This is a genomic window from Pseudomonas sp. URMO17WK12:I9, assembly GCF_900230165.1.
In the GTDB taxonomy this organism is placed as follows: Bacteria; Pseudomonadota; Gammaproteobacteria; order Pseudomonadales; family Pseudomonadaceae; genus Aquipseudomonas; species Aquipseudomonas fulva.
On the sequence record NZ_OCMQ01000010.1, the window covers coordinates 20,227 to 45,486 of the forward strand.

Here is a 25,260-nt window from a genome sequence, read left to right on the forward strand (position 1 = left end):
CAGTACGCGGCAAAGCGTCGCGTAGATGCCGTCAAGCTGTCGGACTGATAGAATCGCCGCCGGTTCACACGAGATTAATCCATGCACGACACCCACAACGAGCGCATGAGCGGCAATGAAACCCGCGCCGCCGGCGGTCTGGCTCTGGTCTTCGCTTTTCGTATGCTGGGCATGTTCATGGTCTTGCCGGTCCTGGCCACCTATGGCATGGACCTGGCCGGCGCCACGCCCGCGCTGATTGGCCTGGCCATTGGCGCCTATGGCCTCACCCAGGCCGTGTTGCAGATTCCCTTCGGGATGATTTCAGACCGCATCGGCCGTCGACCCGTCATCTACCTGGGCTTGATCGTGTTTGCCCTGGGCAGCGTCCTGGCAGCCCAGGCCGATTCCATCTGGGGCATCATCGCAGGGCGCATCCTGCAAGGGGCCGGCGCCATTTCGGCGGCGGTGATGGCGCTGCTGTCGGACCTGACCCGGGAACAGCACCGCACCAAGGCCATGGCCATGATCGGGATGAGCATTGGTCTTTCCTTTGCAGTGGCAATGGTCGTCGGGCCTTTGCTGACAAGTGCCTTTGGCTTGTCAGGATTGTTCCTTGCAACGGCCGGCTTGGCCTTGGTTGGCATCGCGTTGATTGCCTTCGTGGTACCTGCCACGCACAACATTCTGCAGCATCGCGAATCGGGCGTTGCGCGTCAGGCCATCGGCCCGACCCTGCGTCACCCGGACCTTCTACGGCTGGATGTGAGCATCTTCATCCTGCATGCCATTCTCATGGCCAGCTTCGTCGCGCTGCCTCTGGCCTTCGTCGAGCGCGGCGGACTGCCCAAGGAGCAACACTGGTGGGTCTACCTGACCGCGCTGTTCGTCTCATTTTTTGCAATGGTACCGTTCATCATCTACGGCGAAAAAAAGCGCAAGATGAAACGTGTGCTGGCCGGGGCCGTCAGCGTACTGCTGTTGGTCGAGCTATTCTTCTGGCAGTGGGCTGACGGTTTGCGCGGACTGGTGATCGGCACCGTGGTATTCTTCACCGCATTCAACCTGCTGGAGGCTTCGTTGCCTTCGCTGGTCAGCAAGGTGTCGCCAGCAGGTGGCAAGGGAACGGCGATGGGGGTGTACTCCACCAGCCAGTTTCTCGGTGCTGCGCTAGGGGGCATCCTGGGTGGCTGGCTGTTCCAGCATGGTGGGCTGAACACCGTGTTCCTTGGCTGCGCGATACTGTGTGCCATCTGGTTGGCCGTTGCCTTGAGCATGAACGAGCCACCGTATGTGACCAGCTTGCGCATGCCTTTGTCGCCGGAGGCCGCCAAGGATGCTGGCCTGGCTGCACGGTTGATGGCCGTGCCCGGCGTGACCGACGCCGTTGTGGTCTCGGAAGAATCAGCCGTCTATATCAAACTGGATACGAAAATTTTGGACCGTACGACCCTGGAGCGCCTGATCAATCCGGCCTCAGCGGCGTGCGAAGCCTAGGAGAACGTTATGGCCCGTGGGGTTAACAAAGTCATTCTGGTCGGTACCTGTGGCCAGGATCCCGAAGTCCGCTACCTGCCCAACGGTAATGCCGTGACCAACCTGAGCCTGGCAACCAGCGAGCAATGGACCGACAAGCAGTCGGGCCAGAAGGTCGAGCGTACCGAATGGCACCGTGTGTCGCTGTTCGGCAAGGTTGCTGAGATTGCCGGCGAGTACCTGCGCAAAGGTTCGCAGTGCTACATCGAAGGCAAGCTGCAGACCCGTGAGTGGGAAAAAGACGGCATCAAGCGCTACACCACTGAAATCATCGTTGACATCAACGGCACCATGCAGCTGCTGGGCGGCCGTCCGCAGAACCAGCAAGGCGGCGGCGACCCGTACAACCAGGGTGGCGGTAACAACTACAACCAAGGTGGCGGTCAGCAGCAACAGTACAACCAGCAACCTGCGCGCCAGCAGGCCCCGCGCCCGCAACAGCAACAGCGCCCGGCGCCGCAGCAGCCAGCGCCGCAACCGGCGGCTGACTTCGACAGCTTTGATGATGATATTCCGTTCTGATTTGAACGGTAGGGCATCGCGCTACAGTAAAAACCCGGGGCAATTGCTCCGGGTTTTTTTATACTTGGGGCATGGTCAACTATTAAGTTTGTTGGCGAGTAAGAACAGTACTCAATGAACTTTCTCCTTCTGCCGTAGGGTCTTTCCCAAGTTTGCATGACACCGACTATGCAGTGCCAATATTGCTTAGTATCTCAGCTTTGACAAGGAGAGGCTCATGCAATCAGGAACTGAACAGCGGGAGATAAAACTGACAGCGTCGACTGGGGACTATCACGTTTCGGGGTTCAGCGAAGACTACGCGGCATATCTCAAGGGTCGCGATAGAGGTGCTGAATATTCTGGCTGGTTCGTGATGGCGGTAGGTATCATCATCGCCTTGGTGGGCTTCGGTACGCTCGTTCTAGGCCCTGAAACGATTACGTACAACAGAGTGGCAGGCCCTACCTTGCTGCAGTACATACAGATGTACCCTGGGCCAATATTCAGTGTGGGTGGCGTCCTGTTTGCAATTGGTACCCGACTTCACGCCAGCAGCGAGGTCAGCCAGGAAGCGTTTCTACTGTCACGTTACAAGTTCATTGCTCCGGACGGCACATACGTCAATGACGACGTTAAACTTAGTTACTTGGGAGATGACAATTTTTCTATAACTACTCAATGATCTTTCAACTGACCACGCGGCCACTGCGGGGGCTACTGTCCGTCTCAATATCTGAGCGCTAGGTAGGGTACGGAGAAAGGCAACGTAAACACCGCATGGAGCAAGTCAGTGAGACCATCACGGCATGACTTCTGCGAGCTTGTCGAGACCCGTTCCAAGGGGGCGATCTTTTTTCAGCCAGCCGAACATGCGCTCGATGGACATGGTGTTGTAGGTATTTGCGCCGGTCGAACAACCTGGGCAAACCCGGCTTAGGCTTGCGCTTCATCGAGCGCTTCGGAATGACGGGCTGTATGCGGCACCGGTCGAAGTACTGACGCAACGCTTGTGCGTCATAGCCTTTGTCGGCGAGCAGCCACGTGCTGAGATGTATGATCTATCTTCAGCCTACCTGACCCACGTCATCGCACCTTTTCGATTCCTTGCTAGTCTTACCTGTTGGCGGTCATCAAACCGCCGTCACCGTGACTACCAAGAGGCGCCGGCCATGTTCCGTGCGTCCAAATCTGATCAGGAGTGCACGATGGATCTCAACCGTCGGCAATTCTTCAAGGTCGCCGCCGTCGGCCTTGGAGGCTCGAGCCTTGCGGCGCTGGGCATGGCCCCAACGCCTGCGTTCGCCGAGCAAGTGCGCCACTTCAAGCTGGCGCATACCAAAGAAACCCGTAACACCTGCCCCTACTGCTCGGTCGGCTGCGGCTTGATCCTGTACAGCCAGGGTGATGCAGGCAAGAACGTCAAGCAGAACATCATCCACATCGAAGGTGACGCCGACCATCCGGTGAACCGCGGCACCCTTTGCCCCAAAGGCGCAGGTTTGCTCGACTTCATCCACAGTCCAAGCCGTCTCAAGTACCCCGAGGTGCGCAAGCCGGGTAGCAACGAGTGGGTACGCGTCAGCTGGGACGAAGCGCTCGATCGCGTGGCCGCCTTGATGAAGGAAGATCGCGACGCGAACTTCATCGAGAAAAATGCCCAGGGGCAGACGGTCAACCGCTGGCTCACCACCGGTTTTCTTGCCGCTTCCGCCGCCTCCAGCGAGGCCGGCTACCTGACTCACAAGGTTGTTCGCGCAACAGGCATGCTGGGGTTCGATAACCAAGCACGTGTCTGACATGGCCCGACGGTGGCAAGTCTTGCCCCGACGTACGGCCGTGGCGCCATGACCAACCACTGGTCCGATATCGCCAACGCGAATCTGGTCCTTGTGATGGGTGGCAACGCAGCAGAAGCGCATCCGTGCGGCTTCAAATGGGTGACCGAGGCCAAGGCGCACAACAAGGCGCGGCTGATCGTGGTCGACCCAAGGTTTACCCGTACCGCTTCGGTGGCCGATTACTACGCGCCCATCCGCACCGGTACCGACATCGCGTTCATGGGCGGGTTGATCAATTACCTGCTGAGCAATGACAAGATCCAGCACGAATATGTGCGCAATTACACCGACGTATCCTTCATCGTCAAGGACACCTATGGCTTCGAGGATGGCCTGTTCAGCGGCTATGACGAGAGCAAGCGCATTTATGCCGACAAGTCGGGCTGGGGTTACGAGCTGGGCGAGGACGGTTTTGCCAAGGTAGACCCGACACTTCAGCACCCACGCTGTGTGTTCCAGCTGATGAAGCAGCACTACAGCCGCTACACCCCAGAATTGGCGAGCATGACCTGTGGCATGCCGCAGGACGCCATGATGAAGGTGTGGGAAGAGATCGCCACCTGCTCGGCGCCGGGCAAGACCATGACGATCCTGTATGCGCTGGGGTGGACGCAACATTCGATCGGCGCGCAGATCATCCGCAGCGCGGCGATGGTGCAGCTGTTGTTGGGCAACGTGGGCATGCCAGGTGGGGGCGTGAATGCCTTGCGGGGTCACTCCAACATTCAGGGCCTGACCGACCTGGGGTTGCTGTCCAACTCGCTGCCGGGTTACCTGACACTTGCCGGCGACGCCGAGCAGGACTACGCCGCGTTCATCGACAAGCGTGCGTCCAAGCCGCTGCGCCCGGGGCAGCTGTCCTACTGGCAGAACTACGGCAAGTTCCACGTCAGCCTCATGAAGGCCTGGTACGGCCCCAACGCCACCGCCGACAACAACTGGGGCTACGATTGGCTGCCCAAGCTCGACGTGCCTGCCTACGACGTGCTGCGCATGTTCGAGATGATGAGCCAAGGCAAGGTCAACGGCTACATGTGCCAAGGTTTCAACCCGATTGCCGCCCTCCCTGACAAGAACCGCGTGACCGCGGCACTGGCCAAGCTCAAGTGGTTGGTAGTCATGGACCCGCTGGCCACCGAGACGTCCGAGTTCTGGCGCAACGTGGGGCCGTTCAACGATGTGGACACGGCCGGTATCCAGACCGAGGTGATCCGCCTGCCCACCACCTGCTTCGCTGAAGAGGACGGCTCGCTGGTCAACAGCAGCCGCTGGCTGCAATGGCACTGGAAAGGCGCCGACGGCCCGGGTGAAACCCGCACTGACGTGCAGATTATGAGCGAGTTGTTCCTGCGCTTGCGTCAGCGTTACCAGAAGGAAGGGGGTACCTACCCCGATCCTCTGCTGAACATTCACTGGCCCTACAAGATCGCCGAAGAGCCGTCACCTGAGGAGCTGGCGAAGGAGATGAACGGCTGGGCCGTGACGGACTTCACCGACCCGACCGGTGCGACCGTCAAGTCCGGTCAGCAACTGTCGGGCTTTGGCCAGCTCAAGGATGACGGCAGCACGGCTTCGGGCTGCTGGATCTTCGCCGGTTGCTGGACCGAGCAGGGCAACCAGATGGCGCGCCGCGACAACAGCGACCCCTACGGCATGCACCAGGTCCAGAACTGGGCGTGGGCGTGGCCGGCCAACCGACGCATTCTCTATAACCGTGCCTCCAGCGACCCGCAGGGCAAGCCTTGGGATCCGGAGAAGAAGCGTCTTGTCTGGTGGAACGGCAAGGCGTGGGGCGGGACCGACGTGCCTGATTTCAAGGTCGATTCGCCGCCGGAAGCGGGCATGAACCCATTCATCATGAACCCCGAGGGTGTGGCGCGTTTCTTCGCCATCGACAAGATGGCCGAAGGGCCGTTCCCCGAGCATTACGAGCCTTTCGAAACACCGATTGGCATCAACCCCCTGCACCCGAATAACAAGAAGGTCGTCAGCAACCCGGCAGGCCGCATCTTCGATTCGGTGTGGGAAACCTTGGGCACACATGATGAATTCCCCTACGCGGCCACCACCTATCGCCTGACCGAGCATTTCCACTTCTGGAGCAAGCATTGCCGGCTCAACGCCATTGCCCAGCCTGAGCAGTTCGTCGAGATTGGTGAAGTCCTGGCCAATGAAAAAGGCATCAAGGCAGGCGACAGGGTGCGTGTATCGAGCAAGCGCGGGCATATCGATGCGGTTGCGGTAGTGACCAAGCGGATACGTCCGCTGCAGGTCAACAACCAGACGGTGCATCAGATCGGCATCCCGCTGCACTGGGGCTTTACCGGGTCCACGCGGCACGGGTACCTGACCAACACCCTGGTTCCGTTCCTGGGTGATGGTAATACCCAGACACCGGAGTCCAAGTCGTTCCTCGTCAAAGTGGAGAAACTCTGATGGCCAGCCAAGACATCATCGCCCGGTCGGCCACCACCACAGTGCCGCCTTCGGTACGCGAGCAGGAGCAGGTGGCCAAGCTGATCGACACCACCAAGTGCATCGGCTGCAAGGCCTGCCAGGTGGCGTGTTCGGAATGGAACGAGTTGCGTGACGAGGTTGGGCACAACCACGGGACCTACGACAACCCTCAGGACCTGAGCGCCGAAACCTGGACATTGATGCGCTTCACCGAGCACGAGCGCGACGACGGCAACCTGGAGTGGCTCATCCGCAAGGATGGCTGCATGCACTGCGCAGATCCCGGTTGCCTGAAGGCGTGCCCAAGCCCAGGTGCGATCATCAAGCACGCCAACGGCATCGTCGACTTCGACCAGGACCATTGCATAGGCTGCGGCTACTGCATCACCGGCTGCCCGTTCAATATCCCGCGCATTTCCCAGAAGGATCACAAGGCCTACAAGTGCACGCTGTGTTCCGACCGTGTCAGCGTAGGGCTGGAGCCAGCTTGCGTTAAAACCTGCCCGACCGGCGCCATCGTTTTCGGCAGCAAGGACGAGATGAAGGTGCATGCCGATGAACGCATCGTCGACCTCAAGTCCCGAGGCTACGAGAACGCTGGGCTGTATGACCCCGACGGGGTAGGGGGCACCCATGTGATGTACGTATTGCACCATGCCGACACACCTAAGCTGTATGCCGGGCTCCCGGACCAGCCGGTGATCAGCCCGCTGGTGGGGCTGTGGAAGGGCTTCACCAAGCCGCTGGCCTTGCTGGCCATGGGGGCGGCGGTGCTGGCCGGCTTCTTCCACTACGTACGGGTCGGGCCGCAACGTGTCGAGGAGGACGAGCAGCCTGTAGCGTCCGACACCAGCGTGCACCAAGTCGACCCGGCAGTGCATGTGTTCGATCCGAACAAGCCTGATGGGCAAGGGGAGCAGCGGCCATGAACGACAACAAGCCTATCCTGCGTTACACCGCCAACGAGCGCAGCAACCACTGGGTAGTGGCGATCCTGTTCTTTCTGGCGGGCCTGTCGGGGCTGGCGCTGTTTCATCCCGCCTTGTTCTGGCTAAGCAATCTGTTCGGCGGCGGTCCATGGACACGCATCCTGCACCCGTTCCTGGGTGTGGCGATGTTCGTTTTCTTCCTGGGCCTAGTGGTGCGTTTCTGGCGTGCCAACTTCATTACCGCCAACGACCGCCTGTGGTTGCGCAGAATCGATCGGGTCATGCGCAACCAGGAGGACGGTGTGCCTGCCATCGGCAAGTACAATGCCGGCCAGAAACTGCTGTTCTGGACGCTGCTAGTGTGCATGCTGATCCTGATGGTCAGTGGCGTGGTGATCTGGCGTGCTTACTTCAGTCACTACTTCGACATCGGCGCCATACGCCTGGCCACCTTGCTACACGCCTTCGCGGCGTTCGTGCTGGTGCTCAGCATCATCGTGCACATCTACGCCGGCATCTGGATCAAGGGGTCGGTAGGCGCCATGCTGCATGGCTGGGTCAGCCGGGCCTGGGCGCGCAAGCACCATGAACTGTGGTATCGCGACGTGACCGGTGACAAAACGCCGACCGAGCACCGACGAAAAGAAGGATGAACGCTTGAGTACCGTACTTGAACCTGGGCAGATCGAAGCGTCGGCCGTCATGCCGCCGTTTCTGCACCTGCCACCAGGCAACCTCTTCGACGTGCGAGCGGCTCGCCTGGAGCGCTTGGCCCAGGGCCACGCCATGGGCGACTACCTGCTGTTGATCGCGCGGCTTTGCCGCATCCAACAGCAGCTTGTGGATAACCCGCCGAGTGCGCTGCCTGTTGCCGAGGACCGTCAGCGTCTGTGCATAAGTCACGGGCTGCCGCCCCTGGCTGCTGACAGCCTTGTGCGCGAAGGCGCATGGCTGGCGTGGTTGCAGGCGCTGCTCGATCATTTCGATGAGTCGGGCCAAGGGCCCCTGCAAGATGCACTGCACAGGCTGCGCATCAGTGACGATACCCAGCGCAAAGGTTGGGCAATTGCCCTGCTCAGCGGCCAGTACGATGCCGTGCCCCCTGCACTGGTGCCGTTCGTGGGCGCAGCCTTGCAGGCGGCCTGGTCAAGCTGGTTGCTGGCGCTGCCAAGCACCGAACTCAAGCCCGCTGCCAGCCTTGCCCAATGCCCGGCATGCGGCTCGCCGGCCATGGCGGGCGTGGTACGCAACCGTGGCAAGCACAACGGCTTGCGTTACCTTGCCTGTTCGTTGTGCGCCTGTGAGTGGCACGTGGTGCGGGTCAAGTGCGTGTACTGCGACTCCAGCAAAGACCTGCGCTACAGCGCGCTCGACGATGACCGTCACGGACCCGGCAAGGCACCGCTGCGTGCCGAGTGTTGCCCAGGGTGCAACAGCTACCTCAAGCAGCACTACCTGGAAAACGACGCAGCAGCCGAAGCGTTGGCCGACGACTTGGCCAGCCTGGCCCTGGACATGCGCCTGGACGAGGAGGGGTACCATCGTCTGGCACCCAACCTGATGGTCTCGCCCGGCTAGCGGTTGATTGTCTACACTGTGAGACCGAGTTGCCTTGCCCAGGCAAGCGTCCTTGACACGGGTTTCGAAGGTTCCCGGACCTGCGGATGCCTGCGTTACCGTCGCTTGCCTGCCACAAGGCCAGCAGACAATGGACCCGTCCAAGGTAGTACCGCATGCCCTCCAGCTTAGCCAGCGTCACGCCTCGCCTGCCTTCCATCGATACACTCCTGCGCCACACCGCCTGTCTTGCGCTCATCGAGCGTTACGGCCGTGAAGCTGTTCTGTCGACCTTGCGCCACTTGCTGAATGATCTGCGCGACCTTGTCCGCAATGGCCAGCTGAATGCTGCCGAGGTGGCGCCGGAGTTACTGCTGGGCCGCGCCGGCGAACGACTCGACGTCCAGCAACGCAGCCAGGTTCGCCGCGTGTTCAACCTCACCGGCACGGTGTTGCACACCAATCTGGGCCGCGCCTTGCTCCCCGAAGAAGCCATCGAGGCCATGGAATGCGCAGCGCGCTACCCGCTGAACCTCGAGTTCGACCTGAGCACGGGCAAGCGCGGTGATCGCGATGACCTGATCGAAGGGTTGATTCGCGAACTGACCGGCGCCGAGGCCGTCACCGTGGTGAACAACAATGCAGCCGCTGTGTTGCTGGCGCTCAACAGCTTGGGCGCCCGCAAGGAAGGCATCATCTCCCGTGGCGAGCTGATCGAGATCGGGGGCGCCTTCCGCATACCCGACATCATGGCCCGGGCCGGCGTCAGGCTGCACGAGATCGGCACCACCAACCGCACCCACGCCCGCGACTACGAGGCGGCCATCAGCCCGCGCACTGGGTTGCTGATGCGCGTGCACTGCAGTAATTACAGCATCCAGGGCTTTACCACCCAGGTACCCACCCCGGAGCTGGCCCGCATTGCCCGCCAGCACAACCTGCCGCTCCTCGAGGACCTGGGCAGTGGCAGCCTGCTGGACCTCACGCGCTGGGGGCTACCCGCCGAACCGACGGTGCGCCAGGCACTGAGCGATGGCGCCGACATTGTCACCTTCAGTGGCGACAAACTGCTGGGCGGTCCGCAGGCAGGGATCATCGTCGGGCGTAAGGACTTGATCGCCAGGATCAAGAAGAACCCGCTCAAGCGCGCCCTGCGCGTGGACAAGATCACCTTGGCCGCCCTGGAGGCCGTATTGGCGCTGTACCGCAACCCTGATCGCCTGGCCGAGCGCCTGCCCAGCCTGCGCCTGCTCACGCGTGCCCAGGCGGAGATTCACACCCAGGCCCTGCGCGTGGCGCCCGCGATGCAAGCCTGCCTGGGCGAGCAGTGGCGCGTCAGCGTAGAGCCGACGCTGGGCATGATCGGCAGCGGCAGCCAGCCTGTCGCCCGCTTGCCCAGCGCCGCCTTGTGCCTGCGTCCACAGGTGTCCAAGCGGCTGCGCGGGCGCAGCTTGCATGCTTTGGAGCGAGCGCTGCGTGAATTACCGGTGCCTGTGCTTGGGCGCATCGACGACGATGCGTTGTGGCTGGACTTGCGCCAGCTGGACGATGAACCCCAATGGCTGGCGCAGCTGCCAAGCCTGCAGTTGGGGGCCTTGCAGTGATCGTCGGTACCGCCGGGCACATCGATCACGGCAAGACGGCGCTGCTGCAGGCGCTCACCGGCCAAGCCGGGGACCAGCGTCAGGAGGAACAGGCCCGTGGCATGACCATCGACCTGGGTTATCGCTACGCGTCGCTGGCCGAGGAGGCGCCACTGACTGGCTTCATCGACGTGCCGGGCCACGAGCGGTTTGTCCACAACATGCTGGCCGGTGCCCACGGCATCGACCTGGTATTGCTGGTGGTGGCGGCAGACGATGGCGTCATGCCGCAGACCCGCGAGCACCTGGCGATCATCGAACTGTTGGGCATTCCCCAGGCGCTGGTGGCCATCAGCAAGTGCGACCGGGTCGAGCCCGCACGCGTGGAAGCGGTGAAGCAGCAAGTCAGCCAACTGCTGGCGCCTGGCCCGTATGCCGATGCGCTGCACTTTCCCGTATCCAGTACCGTTGGTACCGGCATCGACGCCTTGCGCCAGGCCCTGCTGGCGGCAGCGCCCCATGCCCGCCGTCGCAGTGTGGCCGGAGGCTTTCGTCTTGCCGTGGACCGGGCGTTCGCCGTTACGGGCGCGGGGGTAGTGGTGACCGGCACGGCGCTTGCGGGGCGGGTGACTGCTGGCGACACGTTGCTGCTGGGCAAGGCTGGCAAACCGGTGAGGGTGCGCGGGTTGCATGCTCAGAATCAGCCCGCGCTGGTGGCTGAGGCAGGGCAACGTGTGGCGCTCAACATCGTCGCCGAGCGCCTGGCGGTGGACCAGATACGCCGCGGCGATTGGCTGGTGCCGCAGTGGTTGCACGCGCCTAGCACACGCATCGATATCACCTTGAGCCTGCTGCCTGGCCAAGCCCGTGCCTTAGAGCACTTCAGTGCAGTGCACGTGCACCTGGGTACTCAGGACGTGACAGCCAGGGTGGCTTTGCTCGAGGGGCAGAGCTTGGCGGCGGGGCAGCGCATGTTCGCACAGTTGCTGCTCAACGCGCCGTTGCAAGCGGTGCATGGCGACCGTCTGGTGCTGCGCGATCAGCGCGCTCAGTACACGCTGGGCGGCGGCACGGTCCTGGACCCGTTCGCCCCCAGTCGTCAACGCCGCAGCGTCGAAAGGCTGCAACAGTTGCAGGTGCTGCGCGACTGTACAGGTCTTGAGCAGGCCTTGCCGGGTTTGCTGGCCAGCGCACCGGGTGGGCTAGATCCACAGCGCCTGGAGCGGCAGTTCAATCGCCTGCGTGACAGCTGGCAGTTACCCGACGACGTACGCGTGATCGCCACCCGCCAAGGCCAGTTGTTGTTCGCTGCAAGCCAGTGGCAGGCGCTCAAGCAACGTGTGCTGGCCCAGCTGGCGGCCTTTCACGAGCAGGAGCCCGATCAATTGGGCCCGGACCGTGACAGGCTGCGCCGTTTCGCGGCGTTGCCACTGGACAGGCCGGGGTTCGTCAGTTTGCTCGAGCAGTTGCTGGCCGAAGGCGCCGTAGCCGGCAGCGGCCCCTGGCTGCATTTGCCTGATCATCAGGTTCAGCTCAGTGCCGCGGATGAGGCGCTCTGGGCGCGCCTGCAGCCAAGGTTGCAGGCTGGCGCTTACGATCCGCCTTGGGTAAGGACATTGGCGAGCGAGGAAAAATGCGCCGAGGCCGATGTACGCCTGCTGCTGCGCAAGCTGGCGCGACTGGGGTTGGTGCATCAGGTGGTGCGGGACCTGTTCTACCCAGAGTCGACCCTACGCCGCATGGCAGAGCTGCTACAGCATCACATAGGTGACACGCCGGTAGTGCAGGTTGCTGCATTTCGCGATATGTTGGGCATCGGTCGCAAGCGCAGTGTGCAGATTCTGGAATATTTCGACCGCATCGGTCTGACCCGCAGGGTCGGCGATCAGCGGTACATTCGCAGTGACAGTGCCCTGGCCCGCTAGCAGGCCAGGCACCGATTTCAAGGAAGGCAATCGCGCCCGGTGGCGCGGCCGGGCTTCAAACCCGGTTGGGGACGGCATCCGTTCCCGGGCAGGTTCGACTCCCGCTGCCTTCCGCCACTTCTAGCGTTCGCCGCACAAGTCCAGGGCAAACCAGTGCTCGGCCTCTTTCACGTCCAGCCCGGCACCCAGCAGCGCGAACATCTTGCCAAGGGCCGCCTCCCGCGTCATGCCGCCCCCGCTGACCAGGCCTGCTGCCCGCAGGCGGCTACCGGCAGCATAGGTATCGAAGACCACATCGCCTTCCGGGCACTGGGAAATGGCCACCAACATGACGCCACGCTGGCGTGCTGCACGCAAGGTGTCGAGCAGCGCCTGATCATCGGACGGCCCAGTGCCGCTGCCATAGCATTCCAGCAACAAGCCCTGCACGCCGCTGCCGAGCAAAGCCTCCAGATGACCTGCCTGCAAACCAGGGAACACCGGCACTACCGCAAGGTTCACGCGCTCACGGGGCTGCTGGTAACCCAAGCGCGCCGGCAAGGGGGCTACGTGCTCACTCTGGCGATGGCGCGGCAAGGCCGCAAAGGCATCGAACGCTTCGCTGCGCAGCTTGGAGGCGCGGCAACCGTGCAGCAGCTTGCCCGCGAAGTACAGTTGCACACCCGCTTCGAGGGGATGATCGAACTGGCGCAGTGCGCCGCACAGGTTTTCCCAGGCGTCGCTGCCAGGTGCCCCTGCCGGCAGCATCGAGCCGGTCAGCAGGATGGGAACCGGCAGCCCCAGCAACAGGAACGACAGTGCCGCTGCACTGTAGGCCAGGGTGTCGGTGCCATGCAGCACCAGTACCGCATCATGGCCACGGACACGCACGGCATCGACGATCGCATCACGCATCGCCAGCCAGTTGTGCTGCTGCATGTTGGCACTGTCGAGCAGTGGGTCCAGTTCCTGGAGTGTCCAGGTGACTTCGGGGGCGTCTGCCATCATGGCGAAGTGATCGCGCATGCGGGACTCGAAGCCGCCGGATGGGGCCAGGCCTTCCGGCGTTTCGAGCATACCGATGGTGCCACCGGTGTAGAGCACGAGGAGGTTCTTTACTGCGCGCATGGAAAGCGTCCGTAGCGATGAACGGGAAAGAAGAGCCGCGCTTTGCAGGGAAGGCTAGTGGGGCCGCAATGCGGCCCCTGGTGACTCAACCGACTGGCACAACCCTCGCTGGGGCGGCTGGCGATGTCAGCCTATCAGCGCAGCGGCTGAGCCTGGCCGACAGCTTTGTCAGCGGCTGTTTCCACCTGCGGGTTGGCAGGCCATGCAGTGCGGTCCAGGTCCAGGTCGGCGAACTTGGCCGAATCGAACACAGGCTGCTTGATGCCAGCCTTGCGCTGGTCATCGTAGTCGCGCATCACACGCAGGCCGACCTTGAACAGCAGGGCCAAGGCCATCAGGTTGACGAAGGCCAGGCACGTCATGGTGATGTCAGCGAAGGCGAACACGGTGGTCAGGTCCTGCATGGAGCCCCACACGACCAGCGCCAGCACCAAGGCACGGAAGCCCATCAATACTGCCCGGTTACGGGTGAGGAACTGCAGGCTGTTCTCACCCAGGTAGTAGTTGTAGAGGATGCAGGTGAACACGAACAGCGACAGGGCCACGCTGACGAAGATACGGCCCCAGTCGCCTACCACGGCAGCCAGCGAGTTCTGGGTCAGGACAATGCCATCGCCCTCGAAGCCAGGGGTGTAGAAGCCCGACAGCAGGATCAGCAGCGCGGTGCAGGTGCAGATCACGAACGTATCCAGGAACACGCTGAACGCCTGTACCACACCCTGGGCACCTGGGTGCTTCACGGCTGCGACGGCGGCCACGTTCGGTGCGCTGCCAAGGCCGGCTTCGTTGGCGAATACGCCACGCTTCACGCCCATGACGATGGCGCTGCCCAGCAGGCCGCCAAACGCCGGGTCAAGACCGAAAGCGCTCTTGAAGATGGTTTCGAGCATGGCCGGCACGTGTTCGATCTGGGTACCGATCACGTACAGGGTCACGCCGATGTAGGCCAGGGTCTTGATCGGTACGAGCAGGTCGGACACCGCCGCGATGCGCTTGATGCCTCCAATGAAGGTGATGGCCAACAGCACTGCCAGCACGATGCCGGTATGGCGTGGGTCGAAGTGGAAGGCGTTTTGCAGCGAGTGGGTCACGGTGTACGACTGCAGGCCGATGAAGGCGAAGCCATAGGTGACCAGCAGCAGAATCGAGAAGACGATCGCCATGCCCTTGTACTTCAGGCCATGCTGAATGTAGTAGGCCGGGCCGCCACGGTACAGGCCGTCGCCGTCGGCGCGCTTGTACACCTGGGCCAGGGTACATTCGAAGAAGCTGCTCGACATGCCCACCAGCGCGGTGACCCACATCCAGAACACGGCACCTGGGCCGCCCAGCGTCACGGCGATGCCGACACCTGCAATGTTACCGGCGCCCACGCGGCCGGCCAGGCTCAGCATCAGGGCCTGGAATGAACTCAGTTGGCCTGCCTGGCCACGCAGCGATTCCTTGAACACACCGAACATGTGTACGAAGTGGCGGAACTGGACGAACCGGGAACGGAGGGTGAAGTAGCTACCCAGCCCCACGATCAGCACGATGAGCAGTTTCCCCGAGAGGAAATCGTTGAGTACTTCGAGCATTGGAAAATGACCTCGATTCTTATTCTTCGTGTGGAAAGACCAGCGGCCGGCAGGCGTACCGCTATTCGTTGGGGCGCATGGTTGGCCATGACAAGAGTCGTTACAATTTCGCGGTTTGGTCTTAATTGATGCGACTTGATGCTAAACTGGCGTCATTCGCGTCACGTAGGCCTTTGTCATGAGCGAGCATTTCGCTACCAATCTCAAGCTGGCTTGCAGCCACTACCGCTCTATCTCCGAAGTTTGCCGCCAACTGTCGATCAATCGCGCCCAGTTCAACAAATACCTGAGCGGCCAAAGCCGTCCGACGGCTTACAACCTCAAACGCATTGGCGATTTCTTCGGGGTGGAGGAATACGAGCTCGACCTGCCCGCCGATCAGTTTTCACGCTTGATCGGCGCGCGAGTGCCGTCTTCGGTCGAGCAAGCCGGCGATCCGATCAGCGAGCTGTTTCGGCCTCTGCATGATCACGCGGGCAACCTGTCGCGTTACTGCGGGTATTACTTCGAGTACTCCAACTGCATGTCGGTGCCGGGTACGGTCCTGGTGTCGCTGGTGCATCTGTGGGAGGAGGGCGGGCGCTTCCTATTCGAGCGCCAGGAGCGTCAGGAGCGGTCTACCGCGACAGACCAGCACGCCGAAGTGCGCTGTCGTTACCTGGGGGCTGCCTTCCAGTTGCAGGACCGGGTGTTCCTGATCGACTACGAATCGCTTACCTTCAACGAAATGAGCCAGACCATTCTCATCCCAAGCTTCAAGAGCCGTATCACCCGCCTCAATGGCCTCAAGGCCGGCGTGTCCAGCGGGGACCGGCGCAATCCTGCCTGTACCCGAGTGGTGTGGGAGTACCTGGGGCAAGAGATCAATCGCATCAACGCGTACCGCCAGGTGAAACTGTACCGGCCTGATGATCCACGCATAGATGAAGACATCCGCGAGCGGCTGGATGTGGGCCCGCTCAGGAATGGGTTGTTTGAAGTCGAGTAGGGGGAGCCGCGTCATGCGTGGTAGAGGATGAGGTCGGCCACGGCGCAACCTCCTCCGCCGCAATGATCATACGGCCCCACGTTGGACTTCCCCGCCCGGAAACCGCAAAATGGCCGCTTTCCCTTACAACCTCCGGATCTGCTGACTCTATGCGTATGCGCCTAATGCTGTTGGGTGGTGGCAATGCCCTCGGGCAAGCGCTGATTCGTCTTGGGGCCGAGGAGGACATCGCTTTCATGGCGCCGCGCCCTCCTGAGGAGGGCTGGGCGCCTGCCAGCCTCACCCAGTTGCTCGACGATCATCGCCCCGACGCCGTGGTCAACCTGGCGTATTACTTCGACTGGTTCCAGGCCGAGTCGGTCAGCGAGCAGCGTCTGGCGCTTCAGGAGCGCGCGGTGGAGCGGCTGGCAGAGTTGTGCCAGCACCACCAGATCACACTGGTCCAGCCCTCGAGCTACCGTGTGTTCGATGGCTCGCGTGCCACCGCCTACAGCGAGAAGGACGAGCCATTGCCGCTTGGCCTGCGTGGGCAGGCCCTCTGGCGTATCGAACAAAGCGTGCGTGCGGCCTGCCCGCAACATGTGCTGTTGCGCTTCGGTTGGGTGCTGGACGAAAGCATCGATGGCCTGCTTGGCCGTTTCCTGACGCGCGCCGAGCTCCCCCAGGAATTGCTGCTGGCCGATGATCGCCGTGGCAACCCGACACCCGTCGACGATGCGGCCAGGGTCATTCTCTCGGTGCTCAAGCAGCTGGACTGCAATTCGCCGCTGTGGGGGACCTACCACTACGCCGGGAACGAAGCGACCACCCCCGTGGCGCTAGGCCAGGCGATTCTCGCCGAGGCCGGCCAGCATCGTCAGCTCGCGGTACAGACGCCAACGCCGCAGGCTCATGCCGCGCGCCCGGATGCCAGCGAAGAGCCGCAGAACGCCGTGCTGGCCTGCAAGAAAATCCTTCATACCTTCGGTATCAAGCCCCGTGCCTGGCGTGCAGGCTTGCCGCCTCTTCTGGACCGGTTCTATCGCCATGGCTGATGCCCCCATCCTGATCACCGGCGGTGCCGGCTTCATCGGCTCCCACCTGAGTGACGCCTTGCTGGCGCGTGGCTACGCCGTGCGCATCGTCGACGACCTCTCCACGGGCAAGCGCGACAACCTGCAACTGGACCACCCCCTGCTTGAGCTTGTCGAGGGGGACGTTGCCGACGCCAAGCTGGTCCAGCGCGCTGCGGCGGGCTGCCAGGCCGTGGTGCACCTGGCTGCGGTGGCCTCGGTGCAGGCTTCGGTCGACGACCCGGTGCGCACGCACCAGAGCAATTTCATCGGCACGCTCAACGTGTGCGAAGCCATGCGTGTTCACGGGGTGCGCCGCGTGTTGTTCGCGTCCAGTGCAGCGGTCTACGGCAATAACGGTGAAGGCCAGTCCATCGCCGAAGACACACCCAAGGCGCCGCTGACACCGTACGCCGTGGACAAGCTGGCCAGCGAGCAGTACCTGGAGTTCTATCGGCGCCAGCATGGCCTTGAGCCTGTAATCTTCCGGTTCTTCAATATCTTCGGGCCGCGGCAGGATCCTTCCTCGCCCTATTCGGGCGTCATCAGCATCTTCAGCGAGCGTGCAGTGCAAGGCCAGCCAATCACCGTGTTCGGTGACGGCGAGCAGACGCGGGATTTCCTGTATGTAGGTGACCTGGTGCAGGTCATGGTCCAGGCGCTCGAACAAGCGCAGGTCGAGGAGGGGGCCGTGAACATCGGTCTCAACCAGGCCACGTCGCTGAACCAGATGCTCGCTGCGCTCCAGCAGGTGGTGGGCAGCTTGCCAGCAGTCAGCTACACCACGCCGCGGTCGGGCGACATCCGCCATTCGCGTGCGGACAACAGGCGGTTGCTGGCTCGTTTCGACTTCCAGCGGGCCACCTCGATGGTGGAGGGGCTGGCCCGGTTGCTGGGCAAGCTCCGTTAGCAATCGAGGGGCGCTCTATTGGGCGTTCAGCAAGACGGTAACGAAAAAGGGGCGGCCTTGGCCGCCCCGTGCGTTTTGCAGCGGTCGATCAGAACTTGTAGCCCAGGCCGACCATGTAGACCCAAGGGTCAACGTCCACGTCGACCTTGGTCTTGCTATAACCCAAGGCGCTCGGGCCGTTCACGCTGGCCTTGGTGTCGATGTCCACGTACCAGACGGCGGCATTGACCAGCAGGTTGTCGGTGATCATGTAATCCATGCCCAGCTGGCCGGCGAACCCTACCGAATCCTGCAGTTTCAGGTTGCTGAACCCTTGCTGCTTGCGGTTGCTGCTCAGGTCTTCATCGAAGAACAAGGTGTAGTTGATGCCCACGCCCGCATAAGGTTGGAACTTCGACGACGCCTCCATCGGGTAGTACTGCAACGAAAGGGTCGGCGGCAGCTGCTTGATGTCGGCCAGCTTGCCATCCAGCCCGCCGCCCAGCCCTTTCACGCCTACCGTGTGCTTGAACGGCGTGGCTGCCAGCAGTTCCAGGCCAACGTGGTCGGTGAGCATGTAGGCGAATGCCAGACCCAGCTGGGTATCGCTGTCCAGGGTCGCCTTGGTGCCTGCCACCTTGTTGCCGTCGAACTTCAGGTCGCTGCTGCTCTCGTTGGGCGCAGTGGTGATGGCGCCTGCACGTACGATGAAATCACCGGGCTGATACGCGTGCGCAGCCGGGGCGGCGAGTGCCAGGGCCACGAGTGAGGCACCGAGCAAGGACTTGTTCATGGAAGCTCCCAAAGGACGTTGATAATCGTGTAGTCCAATGGTACGGATGCGATTAAACAGAAAGTTTGACCCAGCTCAACGAAGCGTCTGCACCGGCCTTCGGAAGGCTCATCTGAGTTCGTAGGCGTAGATCTTCTCGGCTTCCATCTGGTAACCCGCCTCAGCCAGTTCGCTGCTCGAAGGTTTGACGTGCATCGTGCCCTCTATCCAGTAGGGCTGGTACAGATCCTCTACCCGTACGCCCATTTCACTGACGATGTGCACAATCTGGTTCGACGGGGGCGGGGGCACATGGATGCACGCGCCGTAGTACGGCACCAGCAGAAATTCGGTGGTGCGGCCTTGCTCATTGACTTCCAGCGGCACGATGTAGCCCGGCAGCTTGATCTGCTGGCCATCGAGGCTGTTCACCACCGGTGCACCGGGCGCCTGCTGGCGCGCGGCTGGGGCGGACTCGGCAGACAGCGCATCGCTGAGCTGCGACATGTCATGCAGGGGTGCCAGTTGCGGTGCGACGACCGGTGCGCCCTCTGGGATCAGGGCGGGCCAGTCGAGCTCCCGGGGCTGCGATGCCCACGCAGGCACCGCGAGCATCACGAGCAGCGAACAAAGCAGGCGCCGGGCGGGGCTGCTGATTGACAGGCCGGCGCCAAAACGGCCAGTCCATGCGCTTGCTAGCGCGTCGCGAGCCACGAAGCAGGCGGTGAGAAATCGCATCATCACAGGCTCTCAAAGGTGGATCGACAAGCCATCTGCCAACGACTGTCGATAGGCTCGCCATGCCGGGACGCTGCCCATCAACAGCGCTGCGCCAAGGATGATAGCCAGCAACGACCATTCATGCGTGCTGGGCCAGGCCAGTGGCAGGTACAAGCCATAGTTGGCCTGCACGTAACCCTGGGCCAGGGCGATACCGGCGTACAGCAGGCCAAGCCCGGCAACGATTCCGGCAGTCGCCAGTGCCAGGGCCTCAAGCACCAGCAGCCCGGCGATGTGCCATGGCCGTGCACCGACCGAGCGCAGGATCGCCATTTCCCGGCGGCGCTCGTTCAGGCTGGTGAGAATCGCCGTGAGCATGCCAATCAGGCCAGTGAGCACGACGAACAGCGACACCACGAACAGGGCCTGTTCGGCAGTGCCCATCAGGCTCCACAACTCCTGCAACGCCACCCCTGGCAAAATCGCCAACAGCGGCTCGTTCCGGTACTCATTGATTTCGCGCTGCAGGCTGAAGGTGGCGATCTTGTTGTTCAAACCCAACATGAACGCCGTGATCGCAGCGGGTTGCAGGTCCATGCCACGCGCCTGTTCTGCACTGATGCGTCCCGCACCTCGGGCCGGCACGCCGTTGTGCCAGTCGATATGGATGGCCTCCATGCCGGCCAGGCTGATGTGCAAGGTGCGGTCAACCGGCGTGCCGGTGCGCTTGAGTACACCGACCACGGTAAAGGGTTTGTCGTCGTGCTTGACCAGGCTGATCGCCGCCACGCCATGGGCCAGCACCAGTTTGTCGCCCAGCTTGTAGTGCAAGGCATCGGCAACCTCTGCACCCAGTACCACCTCGAAAGGATCGTCGGCAAATTCCCGACCCTGGCGCAACGTCAGGTGCTGCTTGCGCCCGTACTGATAGTGGTCGAAATAGGCGCCGGTGGTGCCCATCACCCGGTAGCCGCGGTGCGAGTCGCCCAAGGAGATGGGGATCGCCCACTTCACCCGTGGGTCCTGGGCGTAGTGCTGGTAGCTGTCCCAGCGGATGTTGTTGGTGGCATTGCCGATGCGAAACACCGAGTACAGCAACAGGTTCACCGAGCCTGACCGCGCCCCGACAATCAGGTCAGTACCACTGATGGTGCTGGCAAAGCTGGCGCGGGCTTCGGTGCGCACCCGCTCGACGGCCAGCAGCAGGCACACCGACAAGGCGATGGCGAACGCGGTGAGAAAGGCGGTGAAGCGGCGGTTGGCCAGGCTGGCCAAGGCAAGACGAAGCAGGTACATCATGCCTCCCGGGGTTTGGCGGCGCGATTGAGCTCGGCCAGGGACAGGTGACGGTCGAACAGCGGGGCCAGGCTTTGGTCATGACTGACGAACAGCAAGCTCGAGCCTGCCGCGCGGCATTCGTTGAACAGCAAGGCGATGAACGCTTCGCGGGTATCGGCATCCAGCGCTGATGTGGGCTCATCGGCGATCACCAGCTCGGGCTGGCCGATCAAAGCGCGGGCGGCGGCGACGCGTTGCTGCTGGCCGATCGACAGGCTGTCGGCTCGCCGCGCCAGCAACTGCCTATCGCCCAGGCCCAGATGGGCGAGCAATTCGCTGGCGGCCTGGTCGACGCTACCGTGGCGCTCGATGGCACGCTGGGCGCGGCTGCGGGAGAAACGACAGGGCAGCTCGACATTTTCCCGTACCGAGAGAAACGGCAGCAGGTTGAATTGCTGGAAGATGTATCCGGTGTGGTCCACACGGAAACGGTCACGGGCACCTTGGCCGAGTAAGGCCAGGTCCTGCCCAAGCAGTTGGATTCGCCCATGGGCTGGCCGGTTGACCCCGCCGAGCAAGCCCAGCAGGGTGGTCTTGCCACTGCCGCTGGGGCCCTTGAGAAACACGGCTTCACCGGCTTGCAGGTCAAAGGCGGGGATATCCAGCAACGGCGGTTGCCCCGGCCAGGCGAACTCCACGCCTTGCAGGTGGATCAGCGGCTGGTTCATTCAGAGTGTGACCACGGCCTTGGTTGGCGCGGTTTCCACTCCCTTCTGGCCGTTCGGGCCGATCAATTGCACATTGATTTTCTGCGTGGCGGGGAAGGCCTTGAACAGCGGCGACAGGTCGATCTGGGTGAGCTTTTCGGGCGCTGCGCAGGTGAATTGGTAATGGGCGTTGATGTCGCTGTGGACGTGGCCTTTCTCGTGCTCGTCGCCATCGTCGTCAGCCTTGGCCGCATCCCCGAACAGTGGGCTTTGCAGTTCTTGCTGGTCTGGCGTGCAACCAGCGGCCGCCGTCAGGGCGAACAACTTCAGGGGCTGTTCCAATTGCTGACGCACGGCGGCTACCTTGGCCTTGTCGGCATCGCTGCTGGCCATGTGCTCGAAGCCGACCAGGTTCATCGCCGGGCTGTCCAGCTCAAGCTCCAGGGTTTTGCCGTCGAGCACGGCATTGAGCTTGGCCACACCATGCTCATGGGCGGCAAGCGTGCCATGGCCGTGATCATGCTCATGTTCATCGTGGGCATGGGCCATCATGGCCAGGGGCAAGCAGGCGAAGGGCAGGGCTAGCAGCAGACGACGCATGGATGACTCCAGGAGCAGGTCAATAGGAGTGGTTATGTTATAACGATTGTTTGGCGGGCCGCCAGCATCGTGGCTCAGGTTTCATGTTGCGGTAGCATGGCGACAATGACTTGAGTGAGGACCTACAGTGAGAATTCGTGGAACGATCGGTGAGTGGCCGGTGGACTTGACCATTGAGCTTGATCCCCAGGAATGGGCGCAGTTGGCGCGGCCAACCGAACAACTCCCCGCTTCGACACCCCAGCCAGCTGCCGCGATGCCTCCCGCAGCGACGAAGGATGACGGGCCATGGCGGGTAGCCTGCGAGTTGTTGCGCACGGCTGGCCGTATGGAGGGGCCAGAGCTGCTTGAGCAACTGCAGGGCGTCACGGGGGACTTTGGCGCAGCCAAGCGGTTGCTGGTGCGGTTGCGGCACCATGGGCAGGTACGGGTGTTCAGTGAGGGCGAAACGCCGGTGTATGTATGGCAGACCGACGAAAAGGCGTAGATGACCTTCAAAGGCGTGACAGGTGTACCTATGGCCGGCTCGCGGGTCATGGATGAACAGCCCAGGCAACGGGTGCTGTGCAGTCATCGTCAAGCTGTAGCCCTCATCAGCCTCCAGCCATTCTTAGCCCTCGGCGGGCATGAGCAAGGCGGCGTGCCTCACTCGTGCCTTTCACGCCTGCTAAGCGTCAGTACATCGCAGCGAACAGCTTACGGCGATACGTACCCACCAGCGGATGGGCACTGCCGAGCAACTCGAACACCTGCAGCAATGCCTTGTGCGGTAGCCCATTTTCGTAACCGCGATTGCGCTGGAACAACTTGAGCAGGCTTTCAAGCGCGGGCTCGTACTGCTGGCGTGCCAGCTGCTGGATGCACAGTTGGTACGTGGCCTCGTCATCTTGTGGGTTCTGTGCCAGACGGCTTTTCAGGTCTGCAACCTCCGGCAGGCTGGCGGCCTGGCGCAGGAAAGTCAGTTGCGCCTTGGCGCCGGCCAGGGCGGCCTTATGGTCCTCGGTCTTGACCGCGTCTAGCACCACCTGGGCCTCGCCCAGCTCACCGCGCTCGGCCAGGCAGCGGGCGTACAGGATCAGGCCTTCGGCGTTGCTATTGTCTTCTGCAAGCAATTGCTGCAGCACCGCTTCGGCTTCGCCAAAACGGCTTTCGGCGAACAGCGCCTGAGCCTGTTCCAGCGGCGAGGCGGTGGGTGGCGCCGGCAGTTGCACATGTGGCTCGAGCATGGTGCGGATCGCCGATTCCGGCTGAGCACCGGCAAAACCGTCGACCGGCTGGCCATCCTTGAACAGCACCACGGTTGGCAGACTGCGGATGCCGAATTGCGCCACGACCTGTTGCTCGACGTCGCAGTTGATCTTGGCCAGCAGCAGTTCGCCCTGGTACTCCTCGGCAATTTTTGCCAGAAGCGGCATCAGCGCTTTGCAAGGCGCGCACCATTCGGCCCAGAAATCGACCAGCACTGGCTTGTGGAATGAATTCTCGATCACCAGCTGCTGGAAGGTGGCATCGGTGGCATCGAAGATATAGGGGGTGTCCTGGGTCATCGCGACTCTCGCAAATCCGTGAATGGCACCACTATAAAGGCTCGCGGCTGGCGTGGTACAGGCTGACCCGGCGGAATTCGTGCGGCTCGGCCAAGTCCGGCAGGGTCAAGGCGTCGAGCACCCCAAGCGGTCGGTACAACGGGTGGCTGAAGTCCCGTACTCGAGAGTCGGCCACCAGTGCCTGTCGGCCCCGGTCGAGGAAGGTATCGAGCAGCGGCAGGTTGGCGCGGTCGTAGAGCACATCGGCCACCAGGATCAGGTCGAAACGGTCATCCTCGGCAAAAAAGTCGCTGCTGTAGCCCAGTTCCACCTGGTTCAAGGCGGCGTTGGCACGGCAGGCGTCCAAGGCCAGCGGATCAAGGTCGCAGGCCACGACCTCCAGCGCACCTGCACGGGCAGCGGCGATGCCGGCGATACCGGAACCGGCGCCAAAATCGAGCACCCGCTTGCCGGCTACCCACTCCCGGTGCTCGGCCAGGTAGCGCGCCATGGCCAGGCCACTGGCCCAGCAGAAGCTCCAGTACGGCGGATCTTCGAGAATGCGCCGGGTTTCTTCGCTGCTAAAAGCGCGATCCATGTTCTGATCATCGATCAGCCATAATTTCAACGCACAGTCAGGCAGGTCGCTGATCACCAGCCGTGCCTCGCCAATCAGGCCGCTCAAGGCCTGTTGCAACGCCACTGGCGCCACTTACGGTGCCTTTTCGAACTGCAGCGGGCCAGTGGCCTGGGTCTGTGCCTGGGTGATGCGCAGCGGCGGCAAGTGCATGATCAACTGGCCTGAGCGGCTGGCTCGTCCACGCAGCTCTACCCTGGCGCCGGCCGGAAATGCCTCGGGGTTGAAACGCAGCTGGTAGGACAGGGCCTGGCCGGTACCCGGCAAGGTGCTACTGGCCAGCAGCTGTTGCGGCCTGTCGCGGTCATCGATCACCAGCAGGGCAAGTTCTACCTCTGCGCCGGCGGGGATGCCCAGCAACGTGCCGCTCAGCTCGCGCTGATAGGCCGGCAAGGGGCCAAGCGGCTGGGCCTTTTTGGACACTTTGGCGGGCGCCGGAGCAGGCGGTTGTTCGGTCTTGGGCTGGTCACTGCCGCAGGCGGTGAGCAGGGCGGCGCAGCACAGCACGGCAAGCGCTCGAAGTGGCATGGGGTAGTCCTTCAGGGGCAGAATTGCATGGATGTTAACCCCTTTGGCTTGTCTTGCCAGTGGGATGCGCTACCATGGCCCTCCCTTTTTTTGTTGCCTGCCACCATGCACTGTCCCTTTTGCGGTGCCAACGACACCAAGGTCATCGACTCGCGCCTGGTCGCCGAGGGCGAGCAAGTGCGGCGCCGTCGCGAATGCGTCGCCTGCGGCGAGCGCTTCACCACCTTCGAGACCGCCGAGCTGGTACTGCCCCGGCTGATCAAACAGGACGGTACTCGCCAGCCCTTCGACGAAGACAAGTTGCGGGCCGGCATGCAGCGTGCGCTGGAAAAACGCCCTGTCAGTGTCGAGCGCCTCGAGGCCGCCCTGGCCCACATCAAGAGTCGGCTGCGCGCCACCGGCGAGCGCGAGGTCAAGTCGCTGGTGGTGGGCGAGTTGGTGATGGGCGAGTTGCGCAAACTCGATGAAGTCGCCTACATCCGCTTCGCCTCGGTTTATCGGCGCTTCCAGGACCTTGACGAATTCCGCGAAGAAATCGACCGCCTGGCCCGTGAGCCGGCCAAAGAGTGAG

General features: G+C 62.5%; 24 protein-coding genes, 1 tRNA gene and 1 pseudogene. 15 read left to right on the forward strand and 11 right to left on the reverse strand.

Annotated features, from left to right (window positions below):
• Window positions 1-81 precede the first annotated feature (81 nt).
• The 3 genes from CRP40_RS17835 to CRP40_RS17845 all read left to right on the forward strand — a co-directional run bounded on the left by CRP40_RS17835 (window position 82) and on the right by CRP40_RS17845 (window position 2,701).
• Window positions 82-1,476: an MFS transporter gene (locus CRP40_RS17835; RefSeq protein ID WP_023534992.1), complete on the forward strand. Its 1,395-nt coding sequence runs from the start codon at window positions 82-84 to the stop codon at window positions 1,474-1,476.
• 9 nt (window positions 1,477-1,485) lie between these two features.
• Window positions 1,486-2,037 carry a single-stranded DNA-binding protein gene (locus tag CRP40_RS17840; protein WP_023534972.1) on the forward strand — a complete coding sequence of 184 codons (552 nt, stop codon included), beginning with the start codon at window positions 1,486-1,488 and terminating at the stop codon, window positions 2,035-2,037.
• Window positions 2,038-2,254: 217 nt separating this feature from the next.
• Window positions 2,255-2,701, forward strand: a complete 447-nt coding sequence (locus tag CRP40_RS17845) for a hypothetical protein (RefSeq protein WP_050587330.1) — start codon at window positions 2,255-2,257, stop codon at window positions 2,699-2,701.
• A 58-nt stretch (window positions 2,702-2,759) separates the two neighbouring features.
• Here the strand turns inward: CRP40_RS17845 and CRP40_RS17850 are convergent.
• Window positions 2,760-3,059, reverse strand: a pseudogene (locus tag CRP40_RS17850) (transposase); the annotation flags it as partial.
• 165 nt (window positions 3,060-3,224) lie between these two features.
• On the opposite strand from CRP40_RS17850, the gene fdnG reads away from it, so the two are divergent.
• The 7 genes from fdnG (at window position 3,225) to CRP40_RS17890 (ending at window position 12,425) form a co-directional block, all read left to right on the forward strand.
• A complete protein-coding gene (gene fdnG, locus CRP40_RS17860; RefSeq protein WP_140174981.1) occupies window positions 3,225-6,293 on the forward strand; it encodes a formate dehydrogenase-N subunit alpha in 3,069 nt (1,022 codons plus the stop codon).
• A complete protein-coding gene (gene fdxH, locus CRP40_RS17865; protein ID WP_027915109.1) occupies window positions 6,293-7,243 on the forward strand; it encodes a formate dehydrogenase subunit beta in 951 nt (316 codons plus the stop codon). Before fdnG ends, fdxH begins: the two co-directional genes overlap by 1 nt.
• Complete coding sequence (locus CRP40_RS17870; RefSeq protein WP_027915110.1) at window positions 7,240-7,896, forward strand: formate dehydrogenase subunit gamma; 657 nt, start codon at window positions 7,240-7,242, stop codon at window positions 7,894-7,896. Before fdxH ends, CRP40_RS17870 begins: the two co-directional genes overlap by 4 nt.
• Window positions 7,897-7,900: 4 nt before the next feature.
• Window positions 7,901-8,821 (forward strand): formate dehydrogenase accessory protein FdhE, encoded by a 921-nt coding sequence (gene fdhE / locus CRP40_RS17875; RefSeq protein ID WP_027915111.1) that lies wholly within the window; start codon window positions 7,901-7,903, stop codon window positions 8,819-8,821.
• A 155-nt stretch (window positions 8,822-8,976) separates the two neighbouring features.
• On the forward strand, window positions 8,977-10,404 hold the full coding sequence (gene selA, locus CRP40_RS17880) for an L-seryl-tRNA(Sec) selenium transferase (RefSeq protein ID WP_027915112.1): 1,428 nt from the start codon (window positions 8,977-8,979) through the stop codon (window positions 10,402-10,404).
• On the forward strand, window positions 10,401-12,308 hold the full coding sequence (gene selB, locus CRP40_RS17885) for a selenocysteine-specific translation elongation factor (protein WP_027915113.1): 1,908 nt from the start codon (window positions 10,401-10,403) through the stop codon (window positions 12,306-12,308). Before selA ends, selB begins: the two co-directional genes overlap by 4 nt.
• 21 nt (window positions 12,309-12,329) lie before the next feature.
• A tRNA-Sec gene (locus tag CRP40_RS17890) sits at window positions 12,330-12,425 on the forward strand.
• 3 nt (window positions 12,426-12,428) lie between these two features.
• On the opposite strand, the gene CRP40_RS17895 is transcribed toward CRP40_RS17890, so the two are convergent.
• The gene (locus CRP40_RS17895) at window positions 12,429-13,415 is read right to left on the reverse strand and encodes an asparaginase (protein WP_027915114.1); all 987 of its coding nucleotides are present in this window, start codon (window positions 13,413-13,415) and stop codon (window positions 12,429-12,431) included.
• Window positions 13,416-13,549: 134 nt separating this feature from the next.
• The gene (locus CRP40_RS17900) at window positions 13,550-14,992 is read right to left on the reverse strand and encodes an alanine/glycine:cation symporter family protein (RefSeq protein WP_027915115.1); all 1,443 of its coding nucleotides are present in this window, start codon (window positions 14,990-14,992) and stop codon (window positions 13,550-13,552) included.
• Between the two features lie 178 nt (window positions 14,993-15,170).
• Between CRP40_RS17900 and CRP40_RS17905 the strand changes: the two genes are divergently transcribed.
• The 3 genes from CRP40_RS17905 to CRP40_RS17915 all read left to right on the forward strand — a co-directional run bounded on the left by CRP40_RS17905 (window position 15,171) and on the right by CRP40_RS17915 (window position 17,942).
• On the forward strand, window positions 15,171-15,980 hold the full coding sequence (locus CRP40_RS17905) for a helix-turn-helix transcriptional regulator (protein WP_027915116.1): 810 nt from the start codon (window positions 15,171-15,173) through the stop codon (window positions 15,978-15,980).
• 149 nt (window positions 15,981-16,129) lie between these two features.
• Window positions 16,130-17,014: a sugar nucleotide-binding protein gene (locus CRP40_RS17910; protein ID WP_033695074.1), complete on the forward strand. Its 885-nt coding sequence runs from the start codon at window positions 16,130-16,132 to the stop codon at window positions 17,012-17,014.
• Window positions 17,007-17,942: an NAD-dependent epimerase/dehydratase family protein gene (locus CRP40_RS17915; RefSeq protein ID WP_027915118.1), complete on the forward strand. Its 936-nt coding sequence runs from the start codon at window positions 17,007-17,009 to the stop codon at window positions 17,940-17,942. Before CRP40_RS17910 ends, CRP40_RS17915 begins: the two co-directional genes overlap by 8 nt.
• Before the next feature lie 88 nt (window positions 17,943-18,030).
• On the opposite strand, the gene CRP40_RS17920 is transcribed toward CRP40_RS17915, so the two are convergent.
• The 5 genes from CRP40_RS17920 to CRP40_RS17940 all read right to left on the reverse strand — a co-directional run bounded on the left by CRP40_RS17920 (window position 18,031) and on the right by CRP40_RS17940 (window position 21,998).
• On the reverse strand, window positions 18,031-18,714 hold the full coding sequence (locus CRP40_RS17920; protein ID WP_023534960.1) for an OmpW family outer membrane protein: 684 nt from the start codon (window positions 18,712-18,714) through the stop codon (window positions 18,031-18,033).
• 108 nt (window positions 18,715-18,822) lie between these two features.
• A complete protein-coding gene (locus tag CRP40_RS17925) occupies window positions 18,823-19,308 on the reverse strand; it encodes a DUF3299 domain-containing protein (protein ID WP_033695077.1) in 486 nt (161 codons plus the stop codon).
• 135 nt (window positions 19,309-19,443) lie between these two features.
• Window positions 19,444-20,709: an ABC transporter permease gene (locus tag CRP40_RS17930; RefSeq protein WP_027915120.1), complete on the reverse strand. Its 1,266-nt coding sequence runs from the start codon at window positions 20,707-20,709 to the stop codon at window positions 19,444-19,446.
• Window positions 20,709-21,419 carry an ABC transporter ATP-binding protein gene (locus CRP40_RS17935; RefSeq protein ID WP_027915121.1) on the reverse strand — a complete coding sequence of 237 codons (711 nt, stop codon included), beginning with the start codon at window positions 21,417-21,419 and terminating at the stop codon, window positions 20,709-20,711. Before CRP40_RS17935 ends, CRP40_RS17930 begins: the two co-directional genes overlap by 1 nt.
• Window positions 21,420-21,998, reverse strand: coding sequence for a DUF2796 domain-containing protein (locus CRP40_RS17940; protein WP_027915122.1), 579 nt, complete (start codon window positions 21,996-21,998; stop codon window positions 21,420-21,422).
• A gap of 127 nt (window positions 21,999-22,125) precedes the next feature.
• Here CRP40_RS17940 and CRP40_RS17945 point away from each other — a divergent pair, with 127 nt between their 5' ends.
• The gene (locus tag CRP40_RS17945; protein WP_027915123.1) at window positions 22,126-22,485 is read left to right on the forward strand and encodes a hypothetical protein; all 360 of its coding nucleotides are present in this window, start codon (window positions 22,126-22,128) and stop codon (window positions 22,483-22,485) included.
• A gap of 187 nt (window positions 22,486-22,672) precedes the next feature.
• Here CRP40_RS17945 and trxA read toward each other — a convergent pair whose 3' ends face one another.
• From trxA to CRP40_RS17960, 3 genes are read right to left on the reverse strand one after another with little or no spacing between them, the layout of a single operon-like run.
• Window positions 22,673-23,545, reverse strand: coding sequence for a thioredoxin (gene trxA / locus CRP40_RS17950; RefSeq protein ID WP_027915124.1), 873 nt, complete (start codon window positions 23,543-23,545; stop codon window positions 22,673-22,675).
• 31 nt (window positions 23,546-23,576) lie between these two features.
• Window positions 23,577-24,236, reverse strand: coding sequence for a 50S ribosomal protein L11 methyltransferase (locus CRP40_RS17955; RefSeq protein ID WP_027915125.1), 660 nt, complete (start codon window positions 24,234-24,236; stop codon window positions 23,577-23,579).
• Window positions 24,237-24,689 carry a YbaY family lipoprotein gene (locus CRP40_RS17960; RefSeq protein ID WP_027915126.1) on the reverse strand — a complete coding sequence of 151 codons (453 nt, stop codon included), beginning with the start codon at window positions 24,687-24,689 and terminating at the stop codon, window positions 24,237-24,239.
• Window positions 24,690-24,794: 105 nt separating this feature from the next.
• Between CRP40_RS17960 and nrdR the strand changes: the two genes are divergently transcribed.
• Window positions 24,795-25,259 carry a transcriptional regulator NrdR gene (gene nrdR, locus CRP40_RS17965; RefSeq protein ID WP_027915127.1) on the forward strand — a complete coding sequence of 155 codons (465 nt, stop codon included), beginning with the start codon at window positions 24,795-24,797 and terminating at the stop codon, window positions 25,257-25,259.
• The last annotated feature ends 1 nt before the right edge of the window (window position 25,260 follow it).